The 12,950-nt window shown below is 36.4% G+C and carries 8 protein-coding genes; 4 read left to right on the top strand and 4 right to left on the bottom strand.

All coding sequences use genetic code 11. From position 1 onward, the window contains the following. Nucleotides 1-25 precede the first annotated feature (25 nt). From R2Q16_RS12100 to R2Q16_RS12115, 4 genes are all read right to left on the bottom strand, one after another. The gene (locus R2Q16_RS12100; protein WP_316737345.1) at nt 26-1,531 is read right to left on the bottom strand and encodes a DUF5689 domain-containing protein; all 1,506 of its coding nucleotides are present in this window, start codon (nt 1,529-1,531) and stop codon (nt 26-28) included. Between the two features lie 17 nt (nt 1,532-1,548). Then, nucleotides 1,549-3,117, bottom strand: coding sequence for a SusD/RagB family nutrient-binding outer membrane lipoprotein (locus R2Q16_RS12105; protein WP_316737348.1), 1,569 nt, complete (start codon nt 3,115-3,117; stop codon nt 1,549-1,551). A gap of 10 nt (nt 3,118-3,127) precedes the next feature. Next, entirely contained in the window at nt 3,128-6,292 is a 3,165-nt protein-coding gene (locus R2Q16_RS12110) for a SusC/RagA family TonB-linked outer membrane protein (protein ID WP_316737349.1), read from the bottom strand. 629 nt (nt 6,293-6,921) lie between these two features. Beyond that, on the bottom strand, nt 6,922-8,145 hold the full coding sequence (locus R2Q16_RS12115; RefSeq protein WP_316737351.1) for a sterol desaturase family protein: 1,224 nt from the start codon (nt 8,143-8,145) through the stop codon (nt 6,922-6,924). A 154-nt stretch (nt 8,146-8,299) separates the two neighbouring features. Here R2Q16_RS12115 and R2Q16_RS12120 point away from each other — a divergent pair, with 154 nt between their 5' ends. The 4 genes from R2Q16_RS12120 (at nt 8,300) to pgl (ending at nt 12,948) form a co-directional block, all read left to right on the top strand. Then, nucleotides 8,300-9,058, top strand: a complete 759-nt coding sequence (locus R2Q16_RS12120) for an ROK family protein (RefSeq protein ID WP_316737353.1) — start codon at nt 8,300-8,302, stop codon at nt 9,056-9,058. Nucleotides 9,059-9,156: 98 nt separating this feature from the next. After that, the gene (gndA, locus tag R2Q16_RS12125) at nt 9,157-10,572 is read left to right on the top strand and encodes an NADP-dependent phosphogluconate dehydrogenase (protein WP_316737355.1); all 1,416 of its coding nucleotides are present in this window, start codon (nt 9,157-9,159) and stop codon (nt 10,570-10,572) included. Nucleotides 10,573-10,600: 28 nt separating this feature from the next. Then, nucleotides 10,601-12,115: a glucose-6-phosphate dehydrogenase gene (gene zwf / locus R2Q16_RS12130; protein WP_316737356.1), complete on the top strand. Its 1,515-nt coding sequence runs from the start codon at nt 10,601-10,603 to the stop codon at nt 12,113-12,115. Nucleotides 12,116-12,222: 107 nt separating this feature from the next. Then, a complete protein-coding gene (gene pgl / locus R2Q16_RS12135; RefSeq protein WP_316737357.1) occupies nt 12,223-12,948 on the top strand; it encodes a 6-phosphogluconolactonase in 726 nt (241 codons plus the stop codon). Nucleotides 12,949-12,950 lie beyond the last annotated feature (2 nt).

The raw sequence follows: 12,950 nt of genomic DNA on the forward strand, positions 1-12,950 counted from the left end.
GTTGGGATGGCTTGCTGGTGTTTTATTAATTTGTTATAGTGGTAAATCCAACTGCTTGTTCAATAGCTGATAATGGTGATGTTGCTGTTAAAGCAACATTGGTTGCTGTTCTACCAGTACTCCAGATGCCTGTTGTGGCATTATAAACTCCGCCAAGCATAGTAAAATTACTGGTGCTTGGGAAGCCAAATTTATTGGTATTGGTACCTCCACCGTAAAACGCAACTACCTTTTTATTTTGTATAGTGCTGTATTTATCCGTGTTTGTAATTCTGTATCCAATTTCTGGTGGTCCGGCAGAATAAACTGCTCCATTACCGCCATACATAATTACATCTAAAGGAACTGATGTGCCTGTTACATTCAGTCCATCAAAAACAGCTACACCTGCAACGTTACCACTGTTTGCAAGTAAGTTTGTAGTTGCTGTACCGAAACCATCACCATCCAAAGTTGTGTATTGCTTACTTACAATCCATTTTGCAGAACTGATATCTGTTGAACCAGCACCCCAGATCACTTTATTTCCTCCTACATAGCAGAATTGACCTTTTTTGATTGTACCAGAGTTGATGTTAAATTTATAGGTTCTAATACCACCCAAAGCCCATCCTGTTGCCGGAGCTGCCAGGATACCTGCATTATTACAAGTCACAACCGAAAATGGAGTTACTGCAAAATCAATATCTCTTGTCGCTTTAAATTGGATGTATTCATAATTAGCATCGCTATTCATCGGGTCAGTTAAATAGCCAGTGATAATTAAAGCCGATGGCTTAATTTCTGGTAAAGCAAAGATATCATCGCTGGTTCTTGGCCATAGTTGTATACCTGTTGCAGATGATAAAGCAATACCTGTGTAATCTGCAAATGGAACAGATTCTTGTTTTGAATAAGTTGCAGTTGCCTCTGTATGAATAATTGCCGTTCCGAAACCATCGCCAATTGTTTTGTTACCTGTGTAAATATCACCTTGTACAGGTTCCGGATTCATTTTACCTTTACTAATGGTGATTAAAGTACTTTCGTAAAAAGCTGGTCTGGTGGTTAACATACCTGTATTAACAGCCCTAACGATTATTGCTCTACCACTGGCTTTTTTCTCAATACCAGTTGCAGCAACGCCATCAATCTGTAAATTTCCATTTACTCTTTTAAGCGTAGAACCCGTAACTCTTACATGAACAGAATCTCCTGGAATATATTTAGCCGCCTCGGTGCCAACATTAAATGCGATACCTCTTAAAGAATCTATTCCATTTCCAGCAATCCTGCTGTTTTGTACAAGTAATAGTCCGGCTGGAAGATTTCCACTTGCCTGATTTGAAACAACTATACCCTTTATAAAATTTGCACCGCCTAAATTTTCATCATTAAGCTGTAAATCAGAACCTTTAAAGAGTTTACGCAAATCGAAATTTGAAATATATGGGCTAACGGCTACTTTAATGTAATCCGTATCACGTTTGCATCCCATCCAAGTGCCGCAGATTACGACTAAAGCACTAAATAATAATATTATCTTCTTCATATTGTTTCTAGATATGATTAAGGTTTTTGCCACCAAACAAGCGTATTAATATCATCAGCACCTTGCGATGCAACAGCATTTTTATAACTTGTTGGATTGGTTGATTGAGTAACTAATGGATAATTTAATCTTGCCGGCATTCTACCACCGTTAGCAAGCCCAGTTCCTTTTGGAATAAAAGGATGTCCGCTTCGGCGATACTCTATCCATTGTTGAAAATCGACCAAGAATAAAGCATAATATTTTTGAAGATGAATAGATTGCAGCTTGCTTGGCGAATTATTAGCGGTATTATTTAGTGGCAAACTATTGTTCCATTGGATATCTGCAGCAACTACGTAACTGGCTAATGCTGGATCTGTAGCCGAAGTAAATAAACTTGGTACCCAATAATTAATCGCATCTGCAATACCTTTCATGTAATAGCTTTCTCCAGTTCCGGTTATCCATCCTCTAGCTGCTGCTTCGGCTAAGATAAAATCAACTTCTGCGCAGTTCATGATTATGCCTGTGTTTGCGGCAGTTTGCAAAGTAACACCGGCACTTTGAGCATCAGAATAAAAATATGATTGTTTAAGTACAGAAGTTCCAGCATCATAACCACTCGGCACACCAATTAATCCAGCGGGACCAGGTGCAATACCAAAGCGGCTCACGCCATTTACGCCATAAGTGCCGTTAACTCGTGGGTCATTCCAAATGGCTAAATTACCGATGAAGAAATCTGTAATTGCTGGCCCTCTAAAATCTACTGCCCTTACATTTATCATAAACGGAGATGAATAAACCGCTGTACTGCTGTTTGTTCCATTCCAAAGAATTTTGGCCGTATGCGTATTGTTTTCCATGATTGGATAATTTGCCTTATTAGTATCGGCGATATCCTTTATTTTGGCAATAACCTGCGCACTTAAATCGGCTTTGCCAGAAATACGAAGCAATAAACGTAAATACAAGGAATTTCCAAATCTTCGCCATTTGCTAACATCACCTTGGTAAACCGGATCGCTACTGGCAACAATAGATGTTCCTTCGGTTAATAATTTATTTGCTTCTTCAAGTTTATTAAATAAATCAAGATAAATATCCTTTTGCTTATCAAATTCAGGCTCATAATTTCCTTCTTTACCTTGATTTGCTTGAGTATACGGCACATCGCCATAAACATCCGTTAGTAATTGAAAAACCCAGGCTTGAGCAATCAGAGAAATACCTTTATAAGATGCGTTTAGTGATTCTGGCTTGTTGGCAATGGTATAAATATCACGTAAATTGGTTAATTCCGGATACCAGTTGTTCCAGGTGTAATCCGCCCAGGTACGCCTAACATCATACCTGAAAACTCTCCCTTCAGCATCATTAATATCAACAGTTACCTGCATTAACTCATTGTTGAAGTTACGGTTACGAACCATGTTTGCGGTTAATATGTTAACTAATGATGGTGCCAACAATTGACTTGCTTTAACAGATGATTTACCAATCGGGTCGGTATTCACTTCGTTAAAGTCTTTTTTGCAGGATAATACAGATAAACTGATTACGCCTAGCATTATATAATTGGTTATTTTATTTATAGTTTTCATGTGATTTCAATTATAAGCCAACAACTAAACGTACACCATAAGTTCTTGTAGATGGCAACTGGCCCGTTTCAAAACCTTGAACAATGTCTGTTCCTGAGAGTGTTCCAAACTCTGGATCGAACGCTGGCCACGGCGACCAAATGAAAAGGTTACGTCCGTAAGCACCTATAGTCATCTTTGAAAAGCCTATTCTTTTTAAGAAATTTGGATTGAAAGTGTAAGTGATATTTGCTTCTCTGAATTTTAAATAATCAGTTCTAAATACGCTACCCTCTGCTTGGTCTGAACCATAAAGAGAAGTATAAAAGCTTTCTAAGTTTGTGGCGACAACGTCATTCGGGCGATAAGTGCCGTTGGTATTTTGAATAACTCCATCACCAACCACACCATTATATCTACCTGGCAATGTAAGGTTTAACTTACCTAAAGCGGCCATTCTCGAAAAAGTTAAAGAATGCGCTACAGCACCAAGTTGAGCATCGAATAAACCATTAACACTGAAACTGCCATAAGTAAGTGTAGAACCAAAACTGAATCGAAATTTTGGCATCGTGTTACCAAGATAAATTAATCCAGTTCCTGTTTTAGCATTTCCGGTTGTTGCATCGTAAACAATTTGTCCGTCTGGAGAACGTAAATAGCCATTACCATATAAATCGCCCATACTTCCTCCAACATTTGCTACGATTTGTCCGCCGCCTAAAGCGCCTGTTCTTAATACAACCGAACTATCTGCCAATTCTACAATTTTATTGCGGTTAGCTGTAAATGTTCCGGTAAGTTCCCATCTAAATTTACCTGCTTGTATTGGAGTTCCGTTAACAGCAATCTCAATACCTTTATTTTCGACCTTACCAACGTTAAATACAGCTACATTATAACCTGTTGCCCTATCTACAATACGACTTAATATTTGATTTTTTGTATCTCCCATGTAAGCGGCAAAATCAAAGTTTAAACGACTTTTGAACAAGCGTAATTCTGTACCAACCTCTATTGTTGTGGTTTTAAGTGGTTTTAAATTTGGGTTTGGTAATATCGTTGGATTCGTCATTGCGCTATCCGGATAAATACCATTCGAGGCTAAATTATAATTGTAGGCGGTACGATAAGGTGTTGTACCACCACTTCCTACTTGCGAAATTGATGCCCTAAGTTTGAAGAAATTGATTTGACTTGGCATTTTCCATAAATCAGACGGCACGAATGAAACGCTTGCCGATGGGTAGAAAAAGCCAACATTATCTGTTCTAAAAGGTGTAGCCAATGTACTGCTCCAATCCTGGCGGCCAGTTAAATCTAAATACAAGTAATTTTTATAACTGAAAGATATCGCTGCGTAGAAACTGTTTATTCTGTAGCGTGCTGTATCCGGAACAGAAACTAGCGGACTTGCATTATTTGTTAAACTGTAATCGCCTGGAACAACTAAACCATCAGCTCTAAGTTCTGATTTTTTATATTCATTGCGCATCTGGCTTCCGCCTACATTCGCAGTCATTCTCAATGATTCTGTGATTTTCTTATCATACTTTAATAGGAAATCGGCATTTATCTCGTAAGAATTAATATCCTGAATACGATAAGAACCTTGTGCAAATTTATTACCAGCAGCATCATATGGACGTTGCGTTTCACGAATATCGTGGTTGTAATCTATCGAACCCCTAACCAGTAAGCTTAGTTCATCCGTAAATTTATAATTAGCTTGCAAACTGCTCAAAGCACCATTTCTACGCTGTTTGTTTAAGTATTGTTCGGAAATTGCATAAGGACTTTCAGGGTTTGTAGTGGTGATGTTTACAAACTGAGTTCCGACTTTATCTACTGCCCAATAATCGCGATACCAATCTGTATTAACGTTAGGTTGAGCAAACATAAACCAGTACATTAACGATTGATTACCATATCCCGTGGCTGGTAAATTATCGCTATGCCTGTTATTATAAGCAACTTTAAAATTAATGTTTAACTTTTTAGTCACATCAGCATTTGCTGAAAAAGAGGCTGATGTACGTTCTAAACCAGTATTCGGAACAATCCAGGAGTTATCTCCGTGGCTAGCCGAAAAACGCATCCCAACTTTTTTATAGGTTCCATCCAAACTTACAGAGTTTGAAGATTCAAAACCAGTTTTAAAAAATGCATCAACCGGATTTTCGTAAGCCACCCAAGGCGTTCTGGTTAATCCCCGGGTTTTAGTTGCCGGGTCGTATTGATAAAACATACCACCATTTGCAAACGGAGCACCCCAACTCGCACTGGTGGCGTTTGTACTTGCACCATCTTCTGTAGCGCCGTAAGAAAAATATGAAACTCCAAATTGCCCCTGTCCGAATTGGTTTTGAACATCCGGACCTCTGCTCACTTGTTCCCAAGTGCTGTTTGAGGTGAAAGTAATATTAAGCTTCTTGCTGTTTTTGCTACCCGATTTTGTAGTGATGATGATTGCACCATTTGCACCACGTTGACCGTATAAAGCTGATGCGCCTGGACCTTTTAAAACGACAACACTTTCAATATCATCTGGGTTTAAATCGTTTAAAGCCGAACCAAAATCTGGCGGCATAATATCTCCAGAAGTTCCATAAACACCGCCCGATGAAGCCGCAGTTCTTCTTGCAGAACTACTTGCAACAACTCCATCAATCACTATTAAGGCTTCGTTATCTCCTGTTAAGTTATTTTCTCCTCTTAAAATAATTTTGTTCGATGCAGCTGGACCACTATTTCTAACCAAATTTAAGCCTGCAACTTTTCCAGATAATGCATCCGTCCAGTTACTGGCTACAGCATTTGTAAAGGCGCTGCTATCTACTTTAGTTACAGAATAGCCTAATGCTTTTTCTTCACGCTTAATACCCAAAGCAGTGACTACCACTTCATTTAGTTGGCTTGAAGAAGATTTTAGTTTTACGGAAACACCATTTTCATTGTTGCTAAAAGTTCTGCTAACGGATGTATAACCTAACATGTTAAACAAAACCACTGTCCCTTTTTGAACAACAATTGAAAAATTACCATCATTATTGGTAGTTCCAAGAACCCTTTTGTTATTATCACTTATCGTGATGCCAATTAAAGGTTGGTTATCATCTTCATCAATTACTTTTCCTTTTATGGTGATGTTCTGCTGCCCTTGTTGAGCATAAAGCGCTTTTGTGAAAAATGGCATTGTCAGCAGCATCAAAATCAATGTTTTTATACAGAGATGAGCAAAAATTGATGTTTGGTTTGTTTTGAAATCATCCGGACTACTTTTTCTTGCAAAGAATATGCAATGAAATCCTGATTTCTGTTGTGTAGAAATTTTGTTCATAAATTGTTTCAATCCGGTTAGTAATGATTATAGGAATAGTTAATTTCGATTTATTTCGAGCCGGATTGCCGGCAAATAAAGCCTCTGCACATTAATTTAATATTAACAAATGGTTAAAAATCTGCAATTTAAATCAAGACTGTTACGTTTTATTGGTTTTTTATTTCTTAATGTTTCGATAATAAAATTATAAAAACAAATCGAAAGTAAAAACAATTTTATCTAATGTTAAGGAACTATATTCTTGGCGATGATGTTAGCTACGTTCATAACATTGTCTTAATATAAAAAAACCATTAAAAATGATAGAAATGAAGCCCATATAGGCACATATAGAGTACGATAGGAAGTAAAATTAGAACAGTAATAAATTCGTTACTAATAAAAAAATATAGTAATTTTTAAATCGTTTAGAAAATAATATTACGAAAGCATCACCATTGTAACATTACTATATGATATTGAAATCGAAAGACAAGGAAAGGTTATTTTGAAGATTTCTTATAATCTAGCACGTACTTATTGTATAAATTACTAAGTGAAAACATACGCTCTAAAACAATAAGGAGTACAACCGGAAATACTAAAAATTCTGTAACATTAAAATTGTAAAAAATGTAAGCTGTAATCAGTATTAATCTAAAGCATTCGAGGTAGTAAATCCATTTTCTTTGCTCCAAAAGTGCCCCAATATTAATTAATGTTAATAGAATAAAAATCAAAATAGAAATACTATCAAAACCAGAAATCTGTTTATAGAAAAGTGTAGTTAAGGTTAATAATGCAACAACCGTAATGAGTTGCAAATTCAGGTAAAACTTAAATCGAATTGGTTTCGACTGTTTTTTATTTTGCAGATATTTTTGTTCCAGATAAGGCCTTATATTTTGATCCATTAATGCCGGGCTACCAAACACAGCTTGCCACTTTGCTTTGGTTCCATTGGCACGTTTATAAGCCTCAATAATTTCTAAATAATAATGGAAGTGCTGCCACAAGAAACTATAGCTTTTAATTGGATGCGTTAAGCCATATTTTGGTGATTCCTCTTCAGTTTGAAATGTACCGAAAAGCTTATCCCAAAAAACAAAAACATCACCATAATTTTTATCCAGATATTTTTCATCAGATGCATGATGAACACCATGAAGCGATGGCGTAATAAAAATATGCTCTAACCAGCCTAGCTTACCAATAAGCTGTGTATGTGTAAAGAAAGAGTAAGCACCATGAGCCAAAAGAATCGTAATTATCATATTTGGATGAAAACCAACCAAAGGTAAAGCACACCAAAACACATTTCTAAAAAGGGCTTGTATGGTTGTTATTCTGGCTGCAGCCGTTAAATTAAATTCTTCGCTTTGATGGTGAACAATATGCGCTGCCCAAAGAAAGTTAATTTCATGCCCAAGCCTGTGGTACCAATACCAAACCAAATCAGTTGCCAATAATAAAATGAGCCATATATACCATTTATTTGGAATGTTGAAAATGGCGTAGTTGTTGTATATCCAATTGTAAACCTGGTAAAAACTTGCTGCGATAAATAAGTTTAAAAGTCGCTCTGCTATACCAACGCTAAAGTTTGCAACCGAACTCTCATATTTAAAAACATTTTTTTGCTTTTTATATTGAGCAACTTTATATTCAATAAAAACGAAAAGAAAAAAAGCGGGAATTGCAAAGGCTAAATAGTTTACTTGCGACATACTTTCAGGATTATTTTTTAATAACGCTACAAAACTAAAAATATTCTACTAATTACATAGATTATATAGATTAAAACTATCCTTTAATTCTGCTATTTTATTTTTGTGGTTTTAAAATATTTATAGAACTTCGATTCCAAGAAAAAGCAAAGGTATGGCTACAAAAAAACAAGCAGGAAACAACAACATTTTATCGATAGATATTGGCGGAACAAGCATTAAAACAGTGCTTTTAGATGAAAATGGCAATATGCTTTCGGAGTATATGAAAAGCAAAACGCCAGACGGTGCTACACCAAAAGATATTGTTTCAGGAATAGTTGAATTAATAAAACCTATTCCAGACACTTACGATAGGGTTTCTATTGGTTTTCCAGGCTATGTAAAAAATGGAATTGTTAAAACTGCACCAAACCTTGCCAAAAACAAATGGGAAGATGTTGATTTAGCACAACGAGTTGCCAATGAATTAAAAAAGCCCGTTAGGCTTGTAAATGATGCTGACCAACAAGGTTTAGGCGTTGTTGAAGGGAAAGGTTTTGAAATCGTTTTCACTGTAGGTACAGGTTTCGGTACGGCATTGCTTTTTGATGGAAGTTTACTTCCGCACTTAGAATTAGCCCACTTCCCTATCAACAAAGAAGAAGATTATGATGATTACGTTGGCAACAAAGCCTTTGAAAAAATTGGCACGGAAAGATGGAACAAGCGCTTAAAAAAGGTTATCGAAATTTATAAAACAGTTTTCAATTACGACACCTTATACATCGGTGGTGGTAACTCTAAGCAAATCGATTTTAAACTCGATTTAAATATTAAAGTGGTTTCAAACCGCGATGGAATTAAAGGCGGTGCAAAACTTTGGAAACTGAGCGATGGAAACAACATCACGACAGTAAATCCAAGTAAATAACTGGCTTATTAATTAGCTTATTATTACAATCATTTAACAACCAACACGCAAATTTTAATTTGTAAACCCTAATTTTGGGTATAATAAAGAAATAAAAAATGGCAAACAGCGATTCAAAGCAATATAAATTAGGAATGATAGGTTTAGGCACCATGGGCCGTAACCTTTTACTAAATATGGCAGATAAGGGTTTTTCTGTAACAGGTTACGATAAAGACCATAAAATGATTGCAAAGCTTGAAGAGGAAGGCAAAAAGCACAATTTGGAAGGTTTTGATGACATTAAAAATTTTATCAGTCATTTATCCACGCCAAGAACTCTGGTATTACTTGTTCCGGCAGGGCCGATTGTTGATAGCGTAATTGCCGAATTGAAGCCTCTTTTAAGTAAAGGTGATATCATTATTGATAGTGGGAACTCTCACTTTACTGATACCAACCGTCGTGTTGATGAATTGGAAAAAGAAGGTTTGCACTTTTTTGGAATGGGAATTTCTGGTGGAGAAGAAGGTGCACGTTTTGGTCCGAGCATGATGCCGGGTGGCGATAAACAAGCTTACAACGTTGTTAAAGATATTTTCGATGCCATTGCCGCGAAAGTAAATAACGACCCTTGCGTAACCTACATTGGCCCTGGTGCTTCTGGACACTTTGTTAAAATGGTACATAATGGAATCGAATATGCCATTATGGAACTTATTGCAGAAGTTTATGGAATCCTAAAAAATGGCCTAGGTTATTCAAATGAGGAAATCTACAAAGTTTTCAAAAAATGGAATGAAGGCCGCCTGCAATCTTTCTTATTAGAGATAACGGCAGAAATTTTCCTTTTTAAGGATACCGAAACTCAAAATGATTTATTAGATCAGATTAAAGATGAAGCTCGTTCGAAAGGAACTGGAAAATGGACTTCAGAAGTTTCAATGGAACTTCAACTTCCTGTACCAACCATTAATGAAGCCGTTTCAAACCGCGATTTATCTAAATTTAAAAAACTTAGAGTTTCATTAGAAGAAGCTTTTGGTAAGAAGGAAGATAAAATTGATGTTTCTGTAAATGAACTTGAAGATGCTTTTTATTTCTCAATGATTAGTGCCTACGCTCAAGGAATGCATTTATTGGTGCAAGCCTCTAAAGAATATCAATACGATTTACAACTGCAGGAAATTGCAAAAATCTGGCGTGGCGGTTGCATCATTAGAGCTAAATTTTTAGAAGATATTTATCAAGCTTACGATAAAAACAATTCACTGGAACATTTATTCGGCGATTCTGGTATTCAACAAATCATTAAAAATACTCTAAAGGGAACTCGCAAAACCATTTCGGCATGTTTAAATGCTGGTGTTGGTATTCCTGCTTTTGCTTCAACTTTAACTTATTTCGATACCATTACAACGGCCAGAATGCCTTCAAATTTAATTCAGGCTCAGCGAGATTTTTTTGGCGCACATACTTTTGAAAGAATTGATAAAGACGGCGTATTCCATGCCGATTGGAATAAACTTTCTTAAAAACATCCTAGTTTTAACAAACAATAAAATGAAATCAAACACCGCATTAAGTCCAACAATATTTGTAATATTTGGTGGCACTGGCGATTTAAATAAACGTAAACTAGCACCTGCCCTTTACAATTTATTTATGGAAGGCTATATGCCTGATAAATTTGCAATAATTGGAACTGGAAGAACAGAGTTTACAGATAAGAGTTATAAAGATGCATTGGAAGATGCAGTAAACGAATTTTCTCGTTCTGGAAAGGTTAAGAAAGATAAATGGGAAGATTTTGGTAATACCATCCATTATTGCCCTACAGATTTTGCACAGCCAAAAACTTTCGAAAACTTAAAAGGCGCTGTAGAAAAATATCAAAAAGAATATGGTCCGGAAACTCAGGTGATTTTTTACCTGGCGGTTGCACCTAACTTCTTCCCTATTATTGCCGAGTGTTTACATAAGTATAAACTAACGCAGAACGAAGATAATAGTCGCATCGTTATCGAAAAACCTTTTGGTCATGATTTAGAATCAGCAAAAGAATTAAATAAACTTTTAAGTACAATTTTTACCGAAAAGCAGATTTACAGAATCGACCATTATTTGGGTAAGGAAACTGTGCAAAATATGATGGCTTTCAGATTTGCAAATGCACTTTTTGAGCCATTATGGAATAGAACTTACATCGATCATGTACAAATTTCTGTAACCGAACAGTTAGGTGTTGGCGACAGAGGTGGTTATTATGAAGGCGCTGGTGCATTGAGAGATATGATTCAAAATCACTTGTTGCAATTGCTTTGCTTAATTGGAATGGAAGCGCCAATTAATTTTGATGCCGATGAGATCAGAAACCGTAAAGTTGAAGTTTTACGTGCCGTTCGTCCGTTTAATGCAGAAGATATCCGTTACAATACCGTTCGTGGCCAATACAGCAAAGGTTGGGTTGAAGGCAAGGAAGTTCCGGGCTATCGTCAGGAAAAAGGTGTAGATCCACACTCAAATACCGAAACTTTCTCGGCTGTAAAATTCCATATTGATAATTGGAGATGGCAAGGAATCCCTTTCTATTTAAGAACTGGAAAACGTTTAAATCAAACTTCATCGCTAATTACGGTTCAGTTCAGAGATGTTCCTCATCAGATATTTTCATCTGGTGTAACCGAAAACTGGCAGCAAAACCGATTAATTATCAGTATACAACCAGAAATGAGCATTCGTATGCAGGTACAAGCAAAAAGACCTGGCTTAGATATGATTTTAAACCCGGTTGATATGGTTTTCGATTATAAGGGAACCTACGATGGCGATACACCCGAAGCTTACGAAACTTTATTGCTTGATGCAATGATGGGCGACCAAACACTATTTATGCGTGGCGACCAGGTTGAAGCTGCATGGGAATTAGTGATGCCAATTTTAAATACTTGGGAAAGTAAAAAATCAATCAACTTCCCAAATTATCCGGCAGATAGCTGGGGACCCGAAGAAGCCGAAGCACTTATTGCAAGAGACGGTTTCCACTGGTTTAATCTACCATTGAAGAATAAGGAATAACATATACTACTCGTCATTGCGAGGTACGAAGCAATCTGGAAGCATTAGTAAATATGCTTAACCAAAAGATTGCTTCGTACCTCGCAATCACGATTTATCTAAAACACATGAACCTACTTATTTACAAAACGCTCGAAGAATTAAATCAGGACTTAGCCGATTATATTATCAAAATTGCCGAAATAGCTATTGAAGAAAATGATCGTTTTAACTTTGTTTTAACTGGCGGAAATTCACCAAAAGAATTATACCGAATTTTATCTGTTGATTGCAAAGACAGAATAGATTGGGAAAAGGTTTATTTCTTTTTCGGTGATGAACGTAATGTTCCCAATACAGACGAAAACTACAATGGTTTAATGGCTAAGAAAAATTTCTTTGATAATTTAAACATAGCTGAAGATCATATTTTTTATGTTGACACAACTTTAGCACCAGAGAAAGCTGCTATCGAATACAAGAAAAACATCGATACTCATTTCAAAGGAAACGATATTGTTTTCGATTTAGTTCTATTAGGCATGGGAGATGATGCGCATACAGCTTCTATATTCCCACACACTGATTTGGTTAAAGATGAAGAAGTAAATGTTGCAGCTGTTTTTGTGGAAAAGCTAAATACTTATAGAATAAGCTTAACAGCGCCACTAATTAATAAAGCTGAAAATGTTGCTTTCCTTGCTTTTGGAGACAATAAGGCCGAAGCATTGGCTCATGTTATTGGCGATGAGAACAAGAATTTTGACAAATATCCAGCACAGCTGATAAATCCAATTGATGGCAAGTTAACTTGGTTCGTTGATGAAGCAGCTGCTAAATTATTAGAAGAATAAGC

The sequence above is a fragment of the Pedobacter aquatilis genome, from assembly GCF_032678425.1.
Classification (GTDB): domain Bacteria; phylum Bacteroidota; class Bacteroidia; order Sphingobacteriales; family Sphingobacteriaceae; genus Pedobacter; species Pedobacter aquatilis_B.